This window comes from Sinorhizobium meliloti, from assembly GCF_017876815.1.
In the GTDB taxonomy this organism is placed as follows: domain Bacteria; phylum Pseudomonadota; class Alphaproteobacteria; order Rhizobiales; family Rhizobiaceae; genus Sinorhizobium; species Sinorhizobium meliloti.
In genome coordinates this window covers 3047808-3069073 of the sequence record NZ_JAGIOS010000001.1, presented here as the reverse complement: position 1 = coordinate 3069073, position 21266 = coordinate 3047808, and the positions used below count along the sequence as shown (strand labels likewise).

Genomic DNA, 21266 nt, shown 5'->3' with positions numbered 1-21266 from the left:
CGTTATAGCATAACGCAATTGATGTAATAACATAACAACGCCGTTACAAGCAATGTCCGGCCGTAAAAGCCGGCTGCAGCCCACCGGACAATTCGGAGAAAACGATGAAATCGACGACTGCCCTCCTGTTCGCCTCGACGCTTCTCCTGGCCTCCCCCGCATTTGCGGCGGCGCCCAATGTGGTCGTCTCGATCAAGCCGGTCCATTCGCTGGTCGCCTCGATCATGCAGGGCATCGGCGAGCCCTCGCTCATCGTCGAGGGCGGCGCCTCCCCTCATACCTACACCATGAAGCCTTCGAACGCCGCGGCACTGCAGGCGGCAAAGGTCGTGTTCTGGGTCGGACCCGGCCTCGAGGCGTTCCTCGACAAGCCGCTTGATACGCTCGGCACAGGAGCCCAGGTGGTCGAACTCGGCGAGGCTCCCGGGCTCGCGAAGCTGAAGTTCCGCGAGGGCGGCGCCTTCGAGGGGCACGATCACGGTGAAGAGGGCCATGGCGAGGAAGCGGGCCACGAGGGGCACGAGGATCACGGCGATGCCCATGCCGGCGAAGCGGAGGGTGCCGAGCACGCCGATAAGCATGACGATCACGATCATGCCGAGGGCGAGTTCGACATGCATATGTGGCTCGACCCGATGAACGCCAAGGCCATGGCGACCGAGATCGAGAAGACCTTGGCCGCGGCCGATCCGGCCAACGCCGCCGCCTACAAGGCAAATCTGGAGAAGTTCAACGCGCGGATCGACGCTCTCGACAAGAGCCTCGCCGAGACGGTGGCTGCCGTCAAGGACAAGCCTTTCGTCGTCTTCCACGATGCCTATCAGTATTTCGAAAACCGCTACCAGGTGCGCGTCGCCGGCTCGATCACCGTCAGCCCGGAGGTGCTGCCCGGCGCCGAGCGGCTCTCCGAGATTCGCGCGAAGATCAAGGAATTGGGCGCGACCTGCGTCTTCGCCGAGCCGCAGTTCGAACCGAAGCTCGTCAGCGTCGTCATAGAAGGCACGCCGGCGAAATCCGGCACGCTCGATCCGGAAGCCGGCACCCTCGAGGCTGGACCGGATCTCTACTTCCAGATGATGGAAAACATCGGCGCCTCGCTGAAGGAATGCCTTTCTTCGGCGAGCTAAGTGTTTAGTCCCGGCATTTGATGGATTGGATCGGCCCTGAAGCGCGTTCGGGCTCTTTTGACCAGCATTTGCTAGGGCCTGTAAGATCCGGAATACCCCCGCGGCTTGTTTGATCTCCTCATCCCTGTGCTCGTCACAGGGATCCAGCCAGACCAAGTCCTTGGGCTGAAAGAACGTTCTCCGCGCCGCAGACGCGGCGCTGCTGGATCTCTGTAACAAGCACAGAGATGAGGGTGAGGAGAGATTGCAGGCCTCAGAGATGTTTCCCAGACCGCGCAGTCGGCAAGATGGCTTACATACGCGCAAACGGCAGCTGCCGTGACACCCACCCCCTCCCAATCTCCTCGTTCCTGTGAAAGGCACAGGAACGAGGGCCGCGGAGACGCGACGGCGTCAATAAGCCGATGCAAGGCCTGCGATCACGCCCGTTGCGAGGCTGATCAGCAGAAAGTCATTGTCGACACGCACCCATTGCTGGCCCCGCGGCGGCGGCCGCAGCTTGTAGCGGCGGTAGTCACGGACATAAGCCATGTGGCGCCGCTCGGACGGGCTCAGCCTGTGGCCGCGCGCCCAGCGGTGCTTCTTGATGATCACGCGCTTTTCGACATGCTTCTCGACGTGTCGGTCGACGCGTTTCTCGACATGTCGATCGACGTGCCTGTGGCGATTGCGATCATGCGCCTGCGCAAGCTCGAAGGAGCCGGCCGGCTGAGCAAGCGCCATCGGAGTGGCGAAGAATGAGCTTGCGACGAGCGCGATCAGAAGGCGTTTCATGGGGTTTCCCTTTCGTTATTACCCCCCGAAACTAAGCCTCCCTTCCTGAACCGAATATGAAGCGTGACATTACAAATAAGTAATGATTACCGATGCTTATAAGAATTCCCTCATAAACGTACGGCATTTCAAACGCTGAGCGCCTGGTAGCGGAACCGGTCGAAGTCGGCAGGCGTCGCGCAACCCGAGATGTCGAAAGCGAAAATGCCGGCGAACGCCCCCGTGAAGGAACCGTGCTCGCCGCGCCCGCCTTCGTCCGAAATCACGCCGGCGTCGAGCACCGGCCCGATGGTCAGCCACTCTGCCTGGGCCGCTCCCCGCCAGAAGAACTGGAGATCGTTGTCTCTGACCTCCATGGCGAGTTGAACTGGACCGTCCGGTACGGCGAAACCGCTGCCGACCGGATAGGTCAACCGCCCGTTCGGAAAATCGCCCGGACAGGAGAGTATGGTTAGGACGCGTCCGAGGGTTTCGTGCCGTGTGACACCGAGGGCATGGAACTTGTGCCGGTTATAATAATGGGTCAGTCCCGCGACCTGCTGATAGGTATCGGGAGCGAAATCGACGACGGCTTCTGCGCGGAAGGAATGGTGTTCCTGCCGCCGCGCCACCAGCGCCTGCTCGAACCAGCTGCCGATGCTCTCGCGGCCGAAGAGCCGGAGATGCCCGGTCCGGGCGGCTAACGAGAAGATCCGCTCCGGTACCGGAGTGCGCAGCCACTGGAACTCCGGCGGAAGCACCTGCTCGTCGAAGTCCGTTTCAAAGAGGACGCGCTCAGCGACGGTTCCCGCGGCTCCCGGCGCGGGCACGGTCACCCCGGGAACCGGCCCGCCATTTTCGAGATAGAGCCAACCGTCCTCCCGCCAGACGCATTTCTGCAACGCAGTCTCGCGCCCGAGCGTGCAGCGTCGCTGCGGCGGCAGCGGCCGGCCGCAAAGATGCGTATGATAGGCCTGGCCGTCCGGCGTCTCGACATATTGCCCGTGCCCCGCCCGTTGCAGAGCTGCCTCCGGGTGATCCTTGGAGGTGATGAGATGAACATTCGGGTGCATCTCGTAAGGTCCGTCGATCGTGCGGGACCGCGCCATGCCCACGGCGTGGTCGTAACCTGTTCCACCCTCGGCGACCGTCAGGTAATACCAACCGTCGCGTTTGAAGAGATGCGGCCCTTCGACAAGGCCGAGCGGACTGCCGGCGAAGATGTTCTTCACTGGGCCCACGAGCTTGCGGGTCCGCTCGTCCCATTCCTGCAGCAGGATACCGTCGAAAGCGGGGCTCTTGGGCGAGCCGGCGAAGCTTTCCGAGCGGTGGTTCCATTGCATGTTGAGAAACCATTTGCGGCCATCGTCGTCATGGAACAGCGACGGATCGAAGCCCGACGAATTGACATAGACCGGATCGGACCAGGTGGCCTCCACCGCTTCCGCCGTCACGATGTAGTTGTGGGCATCCTTGAAGTTGCCGTCCAGGCGTTTGACGTCGGTGTAGACGAGCCAGAACAGCCCGTCGCAATAGGAGAGGCACGGAGCCCATACGCCGCAACTGTCGGGATTGCCGCGCATGTCGAGCTGACTTGCGCGCTCGAGCGGGCGGCGCACGAGCCGCCAGTTCACGAGATCGCGCGAATGGTGAATCTGTACACCGGGGTACCATTCGAATGTCGAGGTCGCGATGTAATAGTCTTCGCCGACCCGACAGATGGATGGGTCCGGATTGAAACCGGGCAGGATCGGGTTCCGGATCGTCGCGGTCATCTCTTGCATCTCCCTCTTCGCGGTGCCGCATCCAGCCCCATGCTCACCGTCTTTTCAAGACCTTTCACGCAGGCGCTCCCACACCGGCGATCCTGGCAGGTTGCCACCTCTCGAATCGCGTGAAATCCCCTGCACGGGCTTTATTTTCCACGAAAGCTGCGGCGGAACATCGGCGGGAATCGCGCTCGCGTGCCTAAGTTTTGATCATTCGCCGGCGGACTGTATTCGACTTTCGTCTGAGACCCCGCCCCTATCCCGGAAAATCGGCCGTCGCACTTGAAAGCAGGCTTGAAATGGGCACTCTGCCTGTGCTTGGCAAAAAAACAAAAACCATTGCGGGGAGGAACTCGATGAAACCGTTACTCGGCTTCAGCCGATTGATCGACGCCATTACCGAAAGGATCGGCAAGGCGGTCTCTTGGCTTATTCTGGTGGCCGTGCTCGTGAGCGCCGGCAACGCCGTCATCCGAAAAGTGTTCAACATGTCGTCCAATGCATGGCTGGAGGCGCAGTGGTATCTCTTCGGCGCGGCCTTCATGTTCGCTGCCGCCTACACGCTGAGCCAGAACGAGCACATCCGCATCGACGTCGTCTACGGAATGTTCTCGCGCCGCGTGCAGCACTGGATCGACCTCTTCGGGCACGTCTTCTTCCTGATGCCCTTCGTGGTTCTCATGCTCTATTACCTCGTACCCTACGTACGGATGTCATATGTCTCGGGCGAGCTTTCCTCGAGCGCCGGGGGGCTCATCATATGGCCGGCGAAAGCGATCCTGCTGATCGGCTTCGTGCTTCTCGCGCTGCAGGGCGTTTCGGAAATCATCAAAAAAATCGCCATCATGACCGGGAACATGGATGATCCGACGCCTTACGTCCCGGCCCATGCACCGCTCGATGACGCCGTTGCGCCGGAGGCCCGTTCATGATCGAGTTCGTCGCTGAAAACCTGGCGCCGATCATGTTCGTGTCGCTGATCGTATTCCTTCTGCTCGGATACCCGGTCGCCTTCTCGCTCGCCGCCAACGGTCTCCTGTTCTTCATCATCGGCGTCGAACTCGCGCCTTTGTCCGATTCCATCAATCTTTCCTGGCCACTGCTGAACGCACTGCCGGAACGGTTCTGGGGGGTCATGTCGAACGACACGCTTCTCGCCATCCCCTTCTTCACCTTCATGGGCATAGTGCTCGAACGGTCGGGCATGGCCGAGGACCTTCTCGACACGATCGGCCAGCTCTTCGGTCCCGTGCGCGGCGGACTTGCCTACGCGGTCATCTTCGTCGGCGCGCTGCTTGCGGCGACCACCGGCGTCGTCGCAGCTTCCGTCATCGCGATGGGCCTGATCTCGCTGCCGATCATGCTGCGCTACGGCTACGACCGGCGCATCGCCTCCGGCGTCATCGCCGCCTCCGGCACGCTTGCGCAGATCATCCCGCCGTCGCTGGTGCTGATCGTTCTTGCCGACCAGCTCGGCCGCTCGGTCGGCGACATGTATGCCGGCGCCCTCATCCCCGGCCTCGTTCTGACCGGGCTCTATATGGGCTACATCCTGCTGATGACCTTCGTGAAGCGGCACTCCATGCCGGCGCTGCCTCTGGAAGCGCGCACGCTCGGGTCCGGCGTCACCTCGCTTGCGATCGCGCTCCTGGTCGCCTGCGCGATCGCCTATGCGGCCCACGTCTATCTTTCGCCGACGCAGGGCGAAAACGCGGACATCCTCGGCGCGACGGTGGGCATCATATTCATCTACCTGGCCGCCCTCGCCGACAGGACGCTCAAGATCAACGCGCTTTCGCGGCTGGCGCAACAGGTGATCATCGTTCTGATCCCGCCACTGGCCCTGATTTTCCTCGTTCTCGGGACGATTTTCCTGGGCATCGCCACACCCACCGAAGGCGGCGCCATGGGAGCCGTCGGCGCGCTCGTCATGGCGGCCGGCAAGGGCCGCCTCAACATGGAAGTGGTCCGCGCCGCACTCGCCTCCACGACGCGGCTCTCCGCCTTCGTTCTGTTCATCCTGATCGGCGCCCGCGTCTTTTCGCTCACCTTCTACGGCGTCAACGGGCATCTCTGGGTGGAGCATCTGCTGACGGCCTTGCCGGGCGGCGAAATCGGCTTCCTGATCGCCGTCAACGTGCTCGTCTTCTTCCTGGCCTTCTTCCTCGATTTCTTCGAGCTCGCCTTCATCATCGTCCCCCTGCTCGCGCCGGCGGCCGACAAGCTGGGCATCGATCTGATCTGGTTCGGCGTGCTGCTCGGCATCAACATGCAGACGAGCTTCATGCATCCGCCCTTCGGCTTCGCGCTCTTCTATCTGCGTTCCGTGGCAGCCAGGGTGCCCTATCTGGACAGGGTGACCGGCAAGATGATGCAGCCCGTGACGACCGGACAGATCTATTGGGGCGCCGTGCCTTTCGTCTGCATACAGGTCGTCATGGTTGCGCTGACCCTCATGTTCCCGCAGATGGTCCTGCATTATAAAGGCAGCGGCGCGGCGGTCGATCCGTCGACGATCAAGATCGAGGTCCCGGGCTTCGGCACCGGCGGCGGCGGTCTTACCCTGCCCGACAATGGCGGCGGCCTCGGCCTTCCCGGCGGCCTGCAGCTGCCGGGCGGCAGTCCGCTCGACGGGGGTGGCCAGCAGCCGGCCCAACCGAATACGGCGCCTCAACAGAACAATCCGGCCCCCGATCTCAGCGCACCGCCGTCGTTCAACTAAGGTCCGTTGAGATTCGGGATACCCCCGGGGCGGCTTGTTTGATCTCCTCATCCCTGTGCTGGTTGTTTAGCCCGGGGACATAACTGACGGGTGTTCGGGGAGATGGCTGACACGTCATACTGGCATGGATTTGGCTTCGAAGGGGGTATTCCATGCCGTGGCGAGAGGTATCGACGATGGGAGAGCGGCGGGAGTTTGTGCGACTTGCGCTTGAGGAGGGTGTGAACCGGCGGGAATTGTGCCGGCGGTTCGGGATCAGCCCGGATATCGGTTATAAATGGCTGGCGCGGTGGGAAGCCGGCGACCGCGAGTTGGCGGATCGCTCACGGCGCCCGCATATAAGTCCGATGCGTTGCAACGAAGCGGTAGAGACCGAGGTGCTTGGGGTGCGCGATGCGCATCCGGCATGGGGGGCGCGCAAAATTGTGGGCTATCTGGAACGGCAGGGAACCCACCCGCCGGCGGTTTCGACCGTTCATGCCATCCTCAAGCGCCATGATCGGATCGTAGCACCGCCGGGCGGCGCGCCGGCGTTGCAGCGCTTCGAGAAGGAGGCGCCGAACCAGCTCTGGCAAATGGATTTCAAGGGCTGGGTGCAATTGGCCGACGCCACGCTCTGCCACCCGTTGACGGTGATCGATGACCATTCCCGCTTCGTGCCTTGTCTCATGGCCTGCGCCGATCAGCGAGGCGCGACCGTACGCGGCCATCTGGAGCGGACATTCCGGCGCTACGGGCTGCCGGACGCCATGTTCGTGGATAATGGCGCGCCATGGGGCGATCCGTCAGGCGAGGGCTGGACCGGCCTCGGCGTATGGCTTCTGAAGCTCGGCGTCGCCCTACTGCACAGTCGCCCCTACCATCCGCAGAGCCGTGGCAAGAATGAACGCTTCCATCGCACACTCAAGGCCGAGGTGTTCGCCTTTGACCGTTTCAGGGATCTTGCTGCCGTTCAGCGCGCCTTCGATGCCTGGCGCGAGCTTTACAATTTCGAGCGCCCGCATGGGGCACTCGATCATGACGTGCCGGCCAGCCGCTACCACCCCAGTCCGCGCGCCATGCCGGATCGCCTGCCCGAGCCCGTCTATGACGAGGGCGAGATCGTGCGCAAGGTTTCCGCCACCAAAGCCTATGTCAGCTTCAAAGGCCGGCTATGGAAAGTTCCCAAAGCTTTCTGCGGAGAACGCCTCGCCATCCGCCCGCTCGACCGCGACGGCCACTATGGCGCTTTCTTCGGTGCCCATCACATCGCAACAATCAACTTGACCAACAAGCAATCCGTCAGTGATGTATCCGAACAGGTGTCCGCCATGTCCCCGGGCTAAACACTGGTCACAGGGATCCAGCCAGGCCAGGTCCTTGGCCTGAAAAAACATTTCCCGCGCCGCAGACGCGGCGCTGCTGGATCTCTGTGACAAGCACAGAGATGAGGGCCAGGAGAAACGCCATCACCGATCTCGCAGCAGCCGTCATAAACACCAGATGAATCTCAACAGGCCTTAAAGCGGGATGGAAAAGTATGTGCGAACGGAATTTCAATTTGTTGAAGCATTTTACCGGTCATCGATTCGGTGAAACGAAGATGAGAACCGATTTCGTCAGGTGATAAGCAAAAAAAGAACCCCGAAGCACCGTCGCTCCGGGGTTCTTCATTTTGCAATCCAGTCCGCAGCTTCAGATCTTGCCGTTACGCTGCTGGATCATCATGAAGGTGTCGTAGTTGTATTCCGCAATCTGTGCGTTGAGGAAATACTCGGCGCGGAAGGCTTTGATCGATTCCCAGATCTTCTTGAATGGCGCGTTCGACGCTTCCATTTCCGCGTAGACCTTGTTGGACTCGTCGAAGCAGGCCGACAGGATTTCCGGGCTGAACGGGCTCAGCTTTGCCCCCGCAGCCACGAGGCGCTTGATCGCGGAGGGGTTGAGATAGTCGTACTTCTGCAGCATGTTCGCGTCGGTCGCCTGGCAGGCCGTCCGCAGGAGCGACTGATAGGCCTTCGGCAGGCCGTCGAAGGCTGCCTTGTTGAACATGGCATGCACGGTCGGGCCGCCTTCCCACCAGCCGGGATAGTAGTAATACGGTGCGACCTTGTAGAAGCCGAGCTTCTCGTCATCATAGGGACCGACCCATTCGGCCGCGTCGATCGTGCCTTTTTCGAGCGCCGGATAAATGTCGCCGCCGGCGAGCTGCTGCGGGACGACGCCGAGGCGTTCCATGACCTTGCCGGCGAAACCGCCGACGCGCATCTTCAGGCCCTTCATGTCGGCAACGGTCTTGATTTCCTTGCGGAACCAGCCGCCCATCTGAACGCCGGTGTTGCCCCCCGGGTAGCCGACGAGGCCCTGGGTTCCGAGAAACTCGTTGAAGAGGTCGATGCCGCCGCCATGATAGTGCCAGGCGTTCATGCCGCGGGCATTGAGGGCGAAGGGCACGGCTGCGCCGAGTGCCCAGGTCGGATCCTTACCCCAGTAATAATAGGCGACCGTATGGCACGCCTCGACGGTGCCGGCAGCCGCCGCATCCGCTGCCTGCAGGCCCGGGACGATTTCGCCGGCGGCGAAGACCTGGATCTGGAAATTCCCGTCGGTAGCTTCGGACACGTATTTCGACAGAACTTCCGCACCGCCATAGATGGTATCCAGCGATTTCGGGAAGGACGACGTCAAGCGCCAGGTGACCTTCGGATTGGTCTGCGCAATGGCCGGCGCAGCCAGCGCCGATGCAGCAGCCGCACCCAGGCCGCCGATGCTCGCATGTTTGATGAATGAACGGCGATCCATGGTTCCTCCCTGTTTCCCGCCACGAGCAGTCCGGCACGGATCGACCGCGCCACTGCCCGTCGAGCCTTGGTCCGCCCCGTCCGGGACGTCGCAAGGTCTCTTTCCTCCTCGTTATTGCCGGCAACGCTGAAGCCCGCGAAGGCTTTGCGCACCGCGGCACATGTGCACCATACATAATCGATAATGCATGTCCAGCGACCGTTTTGCGCCGTCTTCTTCGACTTTTGTATAAGACGCCGCAAGCGGTTGGAGGTTGGCCAAAATCGAGGCAAATCAATGCATTCGAGCCAATTCAGAGCTCGGCGGATTTGGCCCAGAGATTGACGTCGGCCTCGCGGGCGTAAAGATCGATCTCGCTCAGTTCCTCTGGTGTGAAAGTGTCGTTTTCCAGCGCCTTGACGCAGTCGACGATCTGTGCGGAACGGCTGGCGCCGATCAGCGCCGAGGTGATGCGGCCGCCGCGCAGCACCCAGGCGAGTGCCATCTGGGCGAGCGTCTGGCCGCGCCGTTCGGCGATGGCGTTCAGCTTGCGGATATTGTCGATGATCCCCGGACGGATGAAGTCCTTCTTGAGGAAGTGGTTCTGCGCGGCGCGGCTGTCCTCGGGAATGCCGTTCAGGTACTTCGTCGTCAGCATGCCCTGGGCGAGCGGCGAAAAGACGATCGAGCCGACGCCGAGTTCCTCCAGCGTGTCGACGAGACCGTCATCCTCGACCCAACGGTTGAGCATCGAATAGCTCGGCTGGTGGATGAGACAGGGCGTGCCCATCTCCTTCAGGATTACCGCCGCCTCGCGGGTACGCTGGGAGTTATACGAGGAGATGCCGACATAGAGCGCACGCCCCGAGCGGACGATGTGATCGAGCGCTCCGCAAGTCTCTTCGAGGGGCGTTTCCGGGTCGAAGCGATGGGAATAGAAGATGTCGACATAGTCGAGCCCCATGCGTTTGAGGCTCTGATCGCAAGAGGCGACAAGATATTTCCGGCTGCCCCACTCGCCATAGGGGCCGGGCCACATGTCATACCCCGCCTTGGACGAGATGATGAGTTCGTCGCGCAGGGCGGCGAAATCGCTGCGCATGATCTCGCCGAAGGCGATTTCGGCCGAGCCGGGCGGCGGACCGTAATTATTGGCCAGATCGAAATGGGTGATGCCGAGATCGAAGGCCGTGCGGCACATGTCCACCTTGCGCTCATGCGGCGTGTCGCCACCGAAATTGTGCCAAAGACCCAGCGAAATCGCCGGCAGCTTCAAGCCGCTCCTGCCGCAGCGATTGTACTTCATCTTCTCGTATCTGTTTTCCGCCGGTTGCCAGGCCATGACTTATGTTCCTTCGTTCGCTTCGGTGGCCTTGAATACCCCTCCCCACAAGGGCCCTCAAGAGGGGGTAGATCGATAAAGGGCCCCTCATCCGCCTGCCGACACCTTCTCCCCGCAGGCGGGGCGAAGGGGACAGCGGCAGACGCTCGATCACCTCTCACACCGACAATAGCAGCAGGAAGCCGGCCGCTTGTCCCTTCTCCCCATCAAAATGGGGAGAAGGTGGCGGCAGCCGGATGAGGGGCACCGGCAAGGCCCGGGCAACCGGAGGAGGGTCAACGCAGAAGCAGGCTCAGCGCAACAACGCCCGCGCCTCTTCAATACCGAGCGCCGCCGGCTGAGTGCAGGTGGTCGACAGCGTGACGAAGCTTCCCTCCTCGCCGGATTTCAGGATCGACACCATCACGTCGACACCGTGCAGCGTACGTTCCAGCGAGCAGCGGGCATCGCGCCCCTTGAGGATCGCATCGGCCATATCCGCAAGCCCCGCCGTACGATAATTGGCGATCGGGCCGAGCGGATGGTCCCAGTTGTTGACGGCGAAGGGGTGCTCCCACATTTCGAGCGGCTGGATGTCCTTGTTCCGCCCGCTCGCCTCGACGGTGCCGCCGAAGAAATTCGGATCCGGAACGAAGAGCGACCCTTCGGTGCCATAAAGCTCCATGTTCGCATGACGATGCGCCCAGACATCCCAGCTTGCCGATAGCGTGATGGTGGCGCCGTTCCGGAACTCGAGCAGGGCATGAATGTTGGTGGGCGTCTTGACCGGGATAACCTCCCCGTTTCTGGGTTCGCTGGTGATGGTCCGCGTCGTGCTTGCCATGGAGGAGAGTGCGGCTACCCGTTTCACCGGTCCGATCAGGTTGATCAGGTTTGCTATGTAATAGGGTCCGAGGTCGAGCACGGGCCCGCCGCCCGGCAGGAAGAAGAAGTCCGGATTCGGATGCCACATCTCCATGCCCGGGCTCATGACGTGGCAGGTACCGGAGGTGACCTGCCCGATCTTGCCGGCGTCGATATAGGCGCGCGCAAGCTGATGGGCTCCACCCAGGAAAGTGTCCGGTGCGCAGCCGACGGTCAGCCCCTTCCCCGTGGCGATTTTCCTGAGCTCTTCGCCCTGCTCCAGCGAAAGCACCAGCGGCTTCTCGGAGTAGACATGCTTGCCGGCTTCCAGAATGGCTTTCGAGACCGGAAAGTGCGCCTCCGGGATCGTCAGATTGACAACGATGTCAACTTCCGGATTGGCGAGCAACGCATCGATGCTCTGCGCCGTGACGTCGAATTCGGCGCCCCGTGCTTCCGCCGCCGCCGGATTGATGTCGGCACAAGCGGCGATCCGAATGCCCCTGAACAGGGGGGCGAGCTTGAAATAGGTCGTGGAAATATTGCCGCATCCGATGATGCCGACACCAAGTTCTTTTGTCATGGGACTTATCCGTCGATCAGTAGGATTGAATCGAAGCCAGCGAGCGCTTGGCGAAACGCCTGAAATCGCTGGGATTGTCGTGTTCGGCGACAAAGTATTTAACCGAGGTTCTGGAGAGCGCCTGGATCAGTGCCTTCCAGTCGAGCGTGCCCTCTCCGACGTCGGCCCAACCATCCTCGTCCGCTTTCTCGCCCTTGGGCGCGATGTCCTTGACGTGGACCGCCGTGATGCGGGTTGGATATTTGGAGATCCAGCCGAAGGGGTCTGCCCCGCCGCGCACGATCCAGGCGATATCCGCCTCCCAGGAAAGGTCCGGACCGCCGGCGAAAATCTGGTCGAGCGGCACCGAGCCGTCGGCGAGTGCATGGAACTCGAAGTCGTGATTGTGCCAGCCGAAGTCGAGCCCCGCATCGCGGAACGGCTTGCCGGCCGCCTGCAGCCGTGCCCCGAAGGCTCGCCATCCGCCCGCATCGCCCGGGCGCTGGTCCGGCATCAGGTAAGGGCAATAAATAGCGCGAATGCCGAGCGCCTCGGCGATCTCAAGCACGCGTGGAGCGTCGCTCTCCAGCATATCCAGGCCGAAATGCGCGGTCGGCATGGAGAGACCGTTGCGATCGAGCCCTGCCTTGAAATCGGCGATCTCCGCGTCCGAGAGGGCCGCGTAAAGGGCACCGTAGCCTTCCACCTGTGTGTAGCCGGCAGAGCCGACAGCAGAGAGGACCTCGGCAAAGGGCGGAAAATTGCGGGCGCTGTAGAGCTGGAAGCTGACGTCTTTCATCGAAATCTCCTGGTGGTTTCGTTGGAACGGTTGCTTGGGAGTGCGCGTAAAAGGGGTCACCCTTTTCCCTGGCAGGATTCGAGATCGTAGGCGCTGAAGCGTGGGCTCGCGCCCGCGTCGAGCGCTATCCTCGGGGTGAAACGGATCGATTTCGTCTCGCCGGCGGTCAGATCGAAGGCATTGTCGGAATAACGTCCCTCGACATCGGCCTCGATCATGACGTGCAGCGCCAGCCCGGCTGCCGTTACGGCGACATCGAAGGAACCGTCCGGCCGAGGCACCGCCTCGATGGTCAGGCCGGAAGGCACGAGATCGAGCGCCTTATAGGTACCGTGGGCATAGTGTCCCTCGCCCGTTGCCCCGTTCGAAGCTTCGAAAGACCAGAAGAGCAGCGTGTCTGGCGGAATGTCCTTCGCGGCGACCGTCACGAGTGTCGACGCGCGATCGGCCGGGCACGTCCCCGCTGCGGCGAGCAGCCGCTGCCGATTGCCGTCGAGCGAGACCAGGAACGCCTGCAACTCGACCGTCGCCGGCTCGGCCGTGTCGTTCACCATCGAGAAGGCGATCTCCCGCCCATCCGCAGAGGGAATTGCGGCTACGGCAACCGGCTGGAAGAAGCGGCGCGCCATGTAGTGCATCGCCTTCCAATGTCCGCCGTAGTCGAGGCTCGACCACGACGCGACCGGCCAGGTGTCGTTGAGCTGCCAATAGAGCGTGCCCATGCAATGGGGCTTCAGCGACCGCCAGTAGTCGACGGCCGTCCGGATCGCGAGGCCCTGCTGGATCTGGCTCAGATAGACGAAGCTCGGAAAATCCTTGGGGAAGCGGAAGTAGCGGAACATCGTGCCGGCAATGCGTTCGTTGCCGCCGGCATTCTTCTGATGCGCCTCCATCACCGGCGAGGCGATATTGAGGTCATGCGCTTCGGCGAACTGCCGGATGACCTGCATCGAGGTGTAGGACTGGAATCCGAATTCCGAGCAGAAGCGCGGCCGCACGGTGCGGTAATTGTCGAAGGATTTGTTCTCGTGCCAGACGGACCAGTAGTGCATGTCGCCGGCGCCGTCGGCGTGCCAGGCGTCGCCGAAATCGAGGTAGCCGACGGAGGGGCTGGACGGCCACCAGATCGCTTCCGGGCAGGCCTGCTTCATCACCGCCTCGACCGTCCGGTTCAGGCGATCGTACGAGACGAGATAGCGGTCGCGATCCCGGCGGCTCTCCTCGAACCAGGTAAGCGCGCCGACAAGCTCGTTGTCGCCGCACCAGAGCGCGAGGGACGGATGGGTCGAAAGCCGCCTGACCTGATAGTCCACTTCGGCCGCAACATTCTCCAGGAAATCCGGCGTCGACGGGTAGAGATTGCAGGCGAACATGAAATCCTGCCAGACGAGCAGACCGAGCCGGTCGCACAGATCGTAGAACCAGTCGGGCTCATAGAAGCCGCCCCCCCAGACGCGGATCATGTTCATGTTCGCGTCGACCGCCGAGCGAAGCAGGTCCTCGACACTTTCGGGCGTTACCCGCGACATCAGAGCATCCGCCGGTATCCAGTTGGCCCCGCGGCAGAAGATCTCGCGGCCGTTTACCCGGAAGGCGAAGCGGCTCCCCGCCTCGTCCTTATCGGTGACGAGCTCGATCGTGCGGAAGCCGATCTGACGCGTGACGGTTTCGCCGGGCACCTCCACCTTAAGCGTCGAGAACGCCTGGTCGCCGCTGCCGGCCGGCCACCAGCGCCTGGGCTCCTGCACCGTGAAGACATGGGTAAGGCGCGTTTCCCCGGCGCCGACCGCGCAATCCAGCCGCTCGCGCACGCCGTCGAGCATGAAATGGACCGGCACGATGCCGGGTTCACGGGCGAAGAGCTGGACCGTCACCTGCAGATCGACGGACCCGTCATCCAGCCACATCTGACGCGTGGTGACATGTTCGATGCGGGCCGTTTCCAGCCGGCAGAGCGCCAGCGAGCCGTAGATCCCGAGCGGCGCAATGGCGATATTCCAGTCCCAGCCGAAATGGCATTGCGGCTTGCGCAGCATGTTTCCGTTGGCGATCGGCGAATTGCCGTCGTGATAGGGCACGTAGAAGGGTTGCGCCGCCTGCCGCCGCGCTCCCTCGGCAATTGCCGAATGGAGCACGATGCGAATGCGGTTCTCGCCGGCGACGATCGCGCCCGATACGTCAGGCCGATAACGGCGGAAGCAATTCTCGGCCTGCAATACGAGTTCATCGTTGACGTAGACCGAGGCGACCGTGTCGATGCTTTCGAAGTCGAGATACCATCCCCCGTTCAGATCGTCGGCATCGATGACGACGGTGCGCTCGAGCACCCAGTCTTTCCGGGCGACCCACTGGACATCGGCCTCGTTTCGGCCGCGATAGGGATCGGCGATGATGCCGGCCCGCTGCAACGCGCTGTGCACGTCGCCCGGCAGCGCGATCGTCAGGGCGTGGCTGTTGTCGGCGGCGGCAAGCAGCCAATCGCCGGAAAGGTCGATACGGACGGCATCGCGGTTCGGGGTCTCGGAAGGCATTTCCATGGTCCATTCGTGCACCGGGCGGCCTGCACCGGCGCCGTTTCATTGATGCGGACCGAGTCTCGTATCCCGGTCCGCTTCGCGACTTGTCAGAGGCGGTTTTCACTCTCGGCGTCGAAAATCGACGCGACGCCCATGTCGAAGGAGAGGCGCACCGTGCTTCCCGGCGGGTAGCGCCTTTGGCCGGCAATCCGCACCGACATCGATTGGCCGGCAAATGTCAGCCATAGGAGGTTGTCCGCCCCCATCGGTTCCTCGATGTCGACGACCGCCTGATGCGTTGGCTCGCCGTCCCTCGCCTCGTCGACCTTCACGTGCTCCGGCCGCAGGCCGAGAACGACTTTCTGGCCCGGCTGCAGCCTGGTATGCGCCGGATAGGCGGTCACGTCGAAGGCGATGCCGCCGGCCCGAACGAAACTGCGTCCATCCTTCGGCTCCACCTCGCCGCGGAAGAAATTCATCGACGGCGAGCCGATGAAGCCGGCGACGAAGAGGTTCTCCGGGGCGTTATAGATCGTCATCGGATCGGCGAGTTGCTGGATCACGCCGCTTTTCATGACGGCGATCCGGTCGGCCAGCGTCAGCGCTTCGATCTGGTCATGGGTGACGTAGATCATCGTATTCTTCAGCGACTGGTGCAGGCGCTTGATCTCCACGCGCAGTTCGGAGCGCAGTTTGGCGTCGAGGTTCGACAGCGGCTCGTCGAACAGGAAGACGTCGACATCGCGCACCAGCGCCCGGCCGATCGCCACGCGCTGCCGCTGACCGCCGGAGAGCTCCGAAGGTTTGCGCTTGAGCAGCGGCTGGATCTGCAGGATCTCCGAGGCCCGCTTCACGCGCTTTTCGATTTCGGCCGGCGGGATCTTGGCGACTTTCAAGCCGAAGGAGAGATTCTTCTCAACGGTCATCTGCGGATAGAGCGCATAGGACTGAAACACCATGCCGATGCCGCGGTCCTTCGGCTCCTCCCAGGTGACGTTGCGGTCCTTGATGAAGATCTGCCCGTCGGAAACGTCGAGCAGCCCGGCAATGCAATTGAGCAGCGTGGACTTGCCGCACCCGGAAGAGCCGAGCAGGACGAGGAACTCCCCGTGATCGATGTCGAGATTGAGCCTGTCGAGCACTGTGACGGCGCCGAAGTTCAACGACAGGTCCCTGACAGATACGCTTGTCATGCTTGCTTATCCTTTCACTGCGCCGGCTGCGATGCCGCGGACGAACAGGCGGCCGGAGACGAAGTAGACCGTCAACGGCACGAGGCCGGTCAGGATCGTGGCCGCCATGTTGACGTTGTATTCCTTCACGCCCTGAACCGAATTGACGATGTTGTTGAGCTGGACCGTCATCGGGTAGTATTCCGGCCGGGTGAAGACCACGCCGAAAAGGAAGTCGTTCCAAATCCCGGTCACCTGGAGGATCATCGCAACCACGAAGATCGGCAGTGACATCGGCAGCATGATCTTGAAATAGATCGTCCAGAACCCTGCGCCGTCGACGCGTGCGGCCTTGAAGAGCTCCTCCGGCAGCCCGGCGAAATAGTTGCGGAACAGCAGCGTCAGGATCGGCATGCCGAATATCGTGTGCACGATGATCAGGCCGGTCAGCGTCCCGTAGACGCCCATTTCTCTGAGCACGATCACGATCGGATAGATCATCACTTGGTAAGGGATGAAGGCGCCGACGATGAGGATGGTGAAGAACAGATCGGCGCCCTTGAAGCGCCAGTTGGCGAGCGCGTAACCGTTCACGGAAGCGATTGCGATCGAGATGATCACGGACGGCACGGTGATGCGCACCGAATTCCAGAAGCCGCGGGAAAGCCCATCGCAATTGAGACCGGTGCAGGCCTCCGCCCAGGCTTTCACCCAGGGCTCGAAAGTGATCTCGAGCGGCGGAGCGAAGATGTTGCCGACGCGGATCTCGGGCATGCCCTTGAGCGATGTGACGATCATCACGTAAAGCGGCAGAAGATAGTAGAGCGCCACGACGATCAAAGTGCCGTAGACGATGATATTGCGGCGGGAGAGCGTCCGGCGCGGCTTTCTGCCGCGAGGCCCGGCCATGGGACCGCCGGGGGCAGTCTCGTAAGCCGCGGCCATGCTGTGATTGGCGATGTTATCCACGCTTGCGCCCTCCTCCGAACTCCAGATATGCCCACGGCACGATGATGATCGCGACGGTCACGAGCATCATGGTGGAGGCGGCAAAGCCCTGGCCCAGGTTCTGGGCCTGGAACATGTAGTCGTAGACGTATTTGGCGGGCACTTCGGAGGCGATGCCCGGGCCGCCGCTCGTCTGCGCCACGACGAGGTCGTAGACCTTGACGATGCCGCTCGCGATGATCACCAGAGTGGTGATGAAGACGCCGCGCATCATCGGGATTATGATCAGCACATAGGTCTTCCACATCGGGATGCCGTCGACCCGGGCCGCTTTCCAGATGTCCTCGTCGATCCCTCGCAACCCGGCCAGCATCAGGCACATGACGAGGCCCGTTCCCTGCCACAGCGCGGCGATGAGAATGCCGTAAATGACGATGTTCGAATTGTAGAGCGGGTCGAAGGAGAAGCTCGTCCATCCAAGAGACCTGACGATCGACTGGATTCCGTATTGCGGATTGAGCAGCCATTGCCAGACGAGACCGGTGACGATGAACGACAGGGCGAACGGATAGAGCATGATCGTCCGGAACGTGTTCTCGAAACGGATCTTCTGATCCATCAGGGCGGCCAGGACGAAGCCGATCACCAGGCTGAAAACCAGCGAGAGGCAACCGAAGACCGCCAGATTCTGGATCGAGACCAGCCAGCGAGGCGCGGCCCACAGCCGCTCATACTGGTCGAAGCCGACGAAGGCGAGCCGCGGCAGGAGCTTGGAATTGGTAAAGGAGTAGACGACCGTCCAGGCCGTGCCGCCCACGAAGATGACCATGGCCGTGAGTATCATCGGGATAGAGGCGATCTTCGCATTCAGGTTTCGCAGCCACTGGTTCGGCCGCGCCGAGCCACGTGTTAGACCTGTCATGTTTCCTCCTCCGGATCTGCAAAAGGTTTTCTTGTGATGGGCACCGCGGAATGCGCCGGCGGCTCACGCCCATTTGCCGCCCTCGCCCGCCACGCCTGCGCCGACAAAAATCAGCGCAGGCGGCACGATTTCACCGTGCTCTCGGCGAGGGAAGATCAGCCCCGTCAAAGTGCGGGGCTTGGAGCGCCGCTCTCAATCCGCAGCGGCGATGATGTCGGCGAAACGCTTCTGCGCATCTTCCGGCGTCATGGAGTGGTTCGCGAAGAACTCGGAGAAGAGGTCCTCTTTCTGCTTCTGGCTGTCGGCCGACAGAAGCTGGTCCGTGCCCTGGATCACATTGCCCTTGGCGAGGATATCGAGGCCCTTCTTCATGCAGTCGTTCGCGGCCGCGAGATCGACGTCCCCGCGCACCGGCAGAGAGCCCTTCTTCAGATTGAAGGCCACCTGCGTTTCCGGCTTGAGCAGGGTCGACGCCAGCACTTCCTGCGCCTTCGACTTTTCCTCATCCTCCAGAAGCGGGAAGTAGAACGCGTCGCCGCCGGTCGAGATCACCTCGTTGACGCCGAGACCCGGAAGGCAGGTGTAGTCCACGCCGGCTTTCTGACCCGCAAGCTGGAACTCGCCCTGGGCCCAGTCCCCCATGATCTGTCCGCCGGCCTTGCCGGTGATGACCATGTTGGTCGCCTGGTTCCAATCCTGGACGTTGGTGCCCTTCGACATGCGGCGGGCATCGTCTGCAGCCTTGAAGACTTTGGCGATTTCAGGCCCGGCCGCCACTTCCTCATCCTTCTGGGCGAAGACCTTCTCGAAGTTCTCCTTGCCGGCGATCGCGACCATCAGCACGTCGAAGGCGCCGTTCGCCTGCCACGGCTGACCGCCGACGGCGAGCGGAACGATCCCGGCCTTCTCGAGCGCCGGTGCGGCTGCGACGAACTCGTCCCAGTTCTTCGGAACTTCGACGCCCGCCTGTTTGAAGGCGGCGTTCGAAAGCCAGAGCCACTGCCAGGAGTGGATATTGACCGGCGCGCAATAGATCTTGCCTTCGATCGTGCAGGAGTCGAGCAGGCTCGACGGCTTCACGATTTCCTTCCAATTTTCCTTGGTGGCGATATCGGTGAGATCGCGCATCAATCCCGCCTGCACCAGCTCTTCCGCCTGACGGCCATGGTTGAACTGGGTGGCGGCCATCGGGTCACCGCCGGTTATGCGGCTGATCATGATCGGGCGCGCCGTACCCCCGGAGCCGGCGATCGCGCCGTCGACCCACTTGTTTCCGGTTGCGTCGAAAGCCTTCGCAAGCTCGGCAACCGCGGCCGCCTCTCCACCCGAAGTCCACCAATGCGTGACCTCGAGATCGGTCGCGCTGGCAGCGCCGAAGGGCAAGGCAGCGGTTGCGCCCAAAGCGGCAGCTAGAAAACGTAAATTCATGAGTGTCCTCCCTCACTGTAACGTTGCCGTAAAAACTTAGATCAAAGAATTTCCCCGCGCAACACCTACAACGGCCAATTCACGATAAATGTGAAAATACAATTTTTGGTAGCACATTCCTGTGAGAAAGGTATCGACGAAGCGTCTGGTCAGAGGCAAGGCTCTCAACGTGTTTTTCGAGGTAAGCTGTTAGTAACGCTGGGTCTTCCCATACTTTTCGTCTCGGAGGAGCCTTTAATGTCTTCCCATATGCGACATCGGCGCTCTCCGTGGCGGAACTCAACCTGCGGGTTGCGCCCTTCGCATTGCAGCAACGAAAATGCTCGACATTGCTACTGTATCGTTACAGATTTCCGGCTGAACATCGGCGTCGATGAATGTGGCCGGCAGCCGTATTTCGTATATAAGGCGGGGCGACGCGGCCTGCGGTTGAACGAGTGCGACGGGGGGCCGTGGTTCAGGAGAGCGGATTGGCGTGACGGGCATGGATGGCAAGACGAAGAACAGAGCGACGACGGCGGCGCCGGTCGAAGGCGGCAGACCGACCCTTAAGACGATCGCCTTCATGACCGGGCTCGGTGTCACCACCGTCTCGCGCGCCCTGAAGGATGCTCCGGACATCGGTGCGGAAACCAAGGAGCGCGTCCGTCTTGTAGCAAAACAGATCGGTTATCAGCCCAACCGCGCGGGTGTTCGCCTCAGGACGGGCAAGACGAATGTCATCAGTCTCGTGCTGACCCTGGAGGAAGAGATCATGGGCATCACCAGCCCCATGGTCATCGGCATCACCGAAATTCTCGCCGGCACGCAATACCACCTGGTCGTGACGCCCTACAGTTCGGCCAAGGATCCGCTCGGTCCGATCCGCTACATTCTCGATACCGGCGCGGCGGACGGGGTGATCATCTCCCGAACCGAACCCAACGATCCGCGCGTAACGCTACTAACCGAGCGCCGCCTGCCCTTCGCCACCCATGGACGCACCGAGATGGGGCTGATCCATCCCTATCACGACTTCGACAACGAGCGCTTCGCCTACGAGGCGGTCCGAAAGCTCGTCGACCGCGGCAGGCGGCGGCTGGTGCTCCTCGAGCCGCCGCCGAACCTGACCTTCCATTCGCACATGCGCACCGGTTTCGAGAGGGGCGTGAGGGACTTCGGCGCGGAAGCCGTAAGCTTTCACCAGGTCAACATCGACCACAGCCTGGTGGCCATCCGTGATGCATTCGAGAAGCTGATGCGTTCCCCCGATGCCCCCGACGGTGTGGTTTCCGGCAGCGGCTCCGGCGCGATCGCGTTGATCGCAGGGATCGAAGCGGCAGGCAAGAAGGTCGGCGAGGACGCCGAAATGGTGTCGAAAGTGCCGAGCGACTTCCTGCGCTGGCTGCGTCCGGAAGTAATGACGATGTATGAGGACATCCGCATTGCCGGGCGCGAGCTCGCAAAGGCTGTGATCGGCCATATCGAAGGCCGCCCGCCGGAGACGCTTCAGAGCCTCAGCCAACCGGAATTCCAGCCGCCGATGGCGAGGTCGGCGGTATCGTAGGCCTGCCCCGCCTGTTACCAGCGCCCCTCATTCCTGTGCTGTCACAGGAATCCAGCC

General features: G+C 62.0%; 16 protein-coding genes. 5 read left to right on the top strand and 11 right to left on the bottom strand.

What is annotated here, in order from left to right:
* Positions 1–104 precede the first annotated feature (104 nt).
* Positions 105–1127: a zinc ABC transporter substrate-binding protein ZnuA gene (gene znuA / locus JOH52_RS14830; RefSeq protein ID WP_010969557.1), complete on the top strand. Its 1023-nt coding sequence runs from the start codon at positions 105–107 to the stop codon at positions 1125–1127.
* A 393-nt stretch (positions 1128–1520) separates the two neighbouring features.
* Here znuA and JOH52_RS14825 read toward each other — a convergent pair whose 3' ends face one another.
* Positions 1521–1901 carry an RcnB family protein gene (locus tag JOH52_RS14825; protein ID WP_013844581.1) on the bottom strand — a complete coding sequence of 127 codons (381 nt, stop codon included), beginning with the start codon at positions 1899–1901 and terminating at the stop codon, positions 1521–1523.
* A gap of 128 nt (positions 1902–2029) precedes the next feature.
* The gene (locus JOH52_RS14820) at positions 2030–3655 is read right to left on the bottom strand and encodes a glycoside hydrolase family 43 protein (protein ID WP_010969559.1); all 1626 of its coding nucleotides are present in this window, start codon (positions 3653–3655) and stop codon (positions 2030–2032) included.
* Positions 3656–4005: 350 nt separating this feature from the next.
* On the opposite strand from JOH52_RS14820, the gene JOH52_RS14815 reads away from it, so the two are divergent.
* The 3 genes from JOH52_RS14815 (at position 4006) to JOH52_RS14805 (ending at position 7696) form a co-directional block, all read left to right on the top strand.
* Positions 4006–4581, top strand: a complete 576-nt coding sequence (locus tag JOH52_RS14815; RefSeq protein WP_010969560.1) for a TRAP transporter small permease subunit — start codon at positions 4006–4008, stop codon at positions 4579–4581.
* Positions 4578–6371 (top strand): TRAP transporter large permease, encoded by a 1794-nt coding sequence (locus JOH52_RS14810; RefSeq protein ID WP_013844582.1) that lies wholly within the window; start codon positions 4578–4580, stop codon positions 6369–6371. The genes JOH52_RS14815 and JOH52_RS14810 overlap by 4 nt, the downstream gene beginning before the upstream one ends.
* 152 nt (positions 6372–6523) lie before the next feature.
* Positions 6524–7696: an IS481-like element ISRm20 family transposase gene (locus JOH52_RS14805; protein WP_010968459.1), complete on the top strand. Its 1173-nt coding sequence runs from the start codon at positions 6524–6526 to the stop codon at positions 7694–7696.
* A gap of 349 nt (positions 7697–8045) precedes the next feature.
* On the opposite strand, the gene JOH52_RS14800 is transcribed toward JOH52_RS14805, so the two are convergent.
* The 9 genes from JOH52_RS14800 to JOH52_RS14760 form a co-directional block, all read right to left on the bottom strand.
* Positions 8046–9152 carry a TRAP transporter substrate-binding protein gene (locus JOH52_RS14800; RefSeq protein ID WP_010969563.1) on the bottom strand — a complete coding sequence of 369 codons (1107 nt, stop codon included), beginning with the start codon at positions 9150–9152 and terminating at the stop codon, positions 8046–8048.
* A gap of 292 nt (positions 9153–9444) precedes the next feature.
* The gene (gene mgrA / locus JOH52_RS14795) at positions 9445–10473 is read right to left on the bottom strand and encodes an L-glyceraldehyde 3-phosphate reductase (RefSeq protein ID WP_010969564.1); all 1029 of its coding nucleotides are present in this window, start codon (positions 10471–10473) and stop codon (positions 9445–9447) included.
* A gap of 292 nt (positions 10474–10765) precedes the next feature.
* On the bottom strand, positions 10766–11899 hold the full coding sequence (locus tag JOH52_RS14790; protein WP_010969565.1) for a Gfo/Idh/MocA family protein: 1134 nt from the start codon (positions 11897–11899) through the stop codon (positions 10766–10768).
* Between the two features lie 16 nt (positions 11900–11915).
* Positions 11916–12677 carry a sugar phosphate isomerase/epimerase family protein gene (locus JOH52_RS14785; RefSeq protein WP_010969566.1) on the bottom strand — a complete coding sequence of 254 codons (762 nt, stop codon included), beginning with the start codon at positions 12675–12677 and terminating at the stop codon, positions 11916–11918.
* A gap of 56 nt (positions 12678–12733) precedes the next feature.
* Complete coding sequence (locus JOH52_RS14780) at positions 12734–15208, bottom strand: beta-mannosidase (RefSeq protein WP_013844583.1); 2475 nt, start codon at positions 15206–15208, stop codon at positions 12734–12736.
* A gap of 92 nt (positions 15209–15300) precedes the next feature.
* On the bottom strand, positions 15301–16386 hold the full coding sequence (locus JOH52_RS14775) for an ABC transporter ATP-binding protein (RefSeq protein WP_010969568.1): 1086 nt from the start codon (positions 16384–16386) through the stop codon (positions 15301–15303).
* A 6-nt stretch (positions 16387–16392) separates the two neighbouring features.
* Positions 16393–17334: a carbohydrate ABC transporter permease gene (locus JOH52_RS14770; protein ID WP_003536825.1), complete on the bottom strand. Its 942-nt coding sequence runs from the start codon at positions 17332–17334 to the stop codon at positions 16393–16395.
* A complete protein-coding gene (locus tag JOH52_RS14765) occupies positions 17327–18235 on the bottom strand; it encodes a carbohydrate ABC transporter permease (RefSeq protein WP_003536826.1) in 909 nt (302 codons plus the stop codon). Before JOH52_RS14765 ends, JOH52_RS14770 begins: the two co-directional genes overlap by 8 nt.
* 192 nt (positions 18236–18427) lie before the next feature.
* Positions 18428–19663, bottom strand: coding sequence for an ABC transporter substrate-binding protein (locus tag JOH52_RS14760; protein WP_003536827.1), 1236 nt, complete (start codon positions 19661–19663; stop codon positions 18428–18430).
* Between the two features lie 484 nt (positions 19664–20147).
* Between JOH52_RS14760 and JOH52_RS14755 the strand changes: the two genes are divergently transcribed.
* Entirely contained in the window at positions 20148–21209 is a 1062-nt protein-coding gene (locus tag JOH52_RS14755; RefSeq protein ID WP_014529376.1) for a LacI family transcriptional regulator, read from the top strand.
* The last annotated feature ends 57 nt before the right edge of the window (positions 21210–21266 follow it).

Excerpts from the sequence above, each read along its gene's own strand:
- znuA (WP_010969557.1), top strand. The coding sequence starts at position 105 with ATGAAATCGACGACTGCCCTCCTGTTCGCCTCGACGCTTCTCCTGGCC.
- JOH52_RS14825 (WP_013844581.1), bottom strand. The coding sequence starts at position 1,901 with ATGAAACGCCTTCTGATCGCGCTCGTCGCAAGCTCATTCTTCGCCACT.
- JOH52_RS14820 (WP_010969559.1), bottom strand. The coding sequence starts at position 3,655 with ATGACCGCGACGATCCGGAACCCGATCCTGCCCGGTTTCAATCCGGAC.
- JOH52_RS14815 (WP_010969560.1), top strand. The coding sequence starts at position 4,006 with ATGAAACCGTTACTCGGCTTCAGCCGATTGATCGACGCCATTACCGAA.
- JOH52_RS14810 (WP_013844582.1), top strand. The coding sequence starts at position 4,578 with ATGATCGAGTTCGTCGCTGAAAACCTGGCGCCGATCATGTTCGTGTCG.
- JOH52_RS14805 (WP_010968459.1), top strand. The coding sequence starts at position 6,524 with ATGCCGTGGCGAGAGGTATCGACGATGGGAGAGCGGCGGGAGTTTGTG.
- JOH52_RS14800 (WP_010969563.1), bottom strand. The coding sequence starts at position 9,152 with ATGGATCGCCGTTCATTCATCAAACATGCGAGCATCGGCGGCCTGGGT.
- mgrA (WP_010969564.1), bottom strand. The coding sequence starts at position 10,473 with ATGGCCTGGCAACCGGCGGAAAACAGATACGAGAAGATGAAGTACAAT.
- JOH52_RS14790 (WP_010969565.1), bottom strand. The coding sequence starts at position 11,899 with ATGACAAAAGAACTTGGTGTCGGCATCATCGGATGCGGCAATATTTCC.
- JOH52_RS14785 (WP_010969566.1), bottom strand. The coding sequence starts at position 12,677 with ATGAAAGACGTCAGCTTCCAGCTCTACAGCGCCCGCAATTTTCCGCCC.
- JOH52_RS14780 (WP_013844583.1), bottom strand. The coding sequence starts at position 15,208 with ATGCCTTCCGAGACCCCGAACCGCGATGCCGTCCGTATCGACCTTTCC.
- JOH52_RS14775 (WP_010969568.1), bottom strand. The coding sequence starts at position 16,386 with ATGACAAGCGTATCTGTCAGGGACCTGTCGTTGAACTTCGGCGCCGTC.
- JOH52_RS14765 (WP_003536826.1), bottom strand. The coding sequence starts at position 18,235 with ATGACAGGTCTAACACGTGGCTCGGCGCGGCCGAACCAGTGGCTGCGA.
- JOH52_RS14760 (WP_003536827.1), bottom strand. The coding sequence starts at position 19,663 with ATGAATTTACGTTTTCTAGCTGCCGCTTTGGGCGCAACCGCTGCCTTG.
- JOH52_RS14755 (WP_014529376.1), top strand. The coding sequence starts at position 20,148 with ATGGATGGCAAGACGAAGAACAGAGCGACGACGGCGGCGCCGGTCGAA.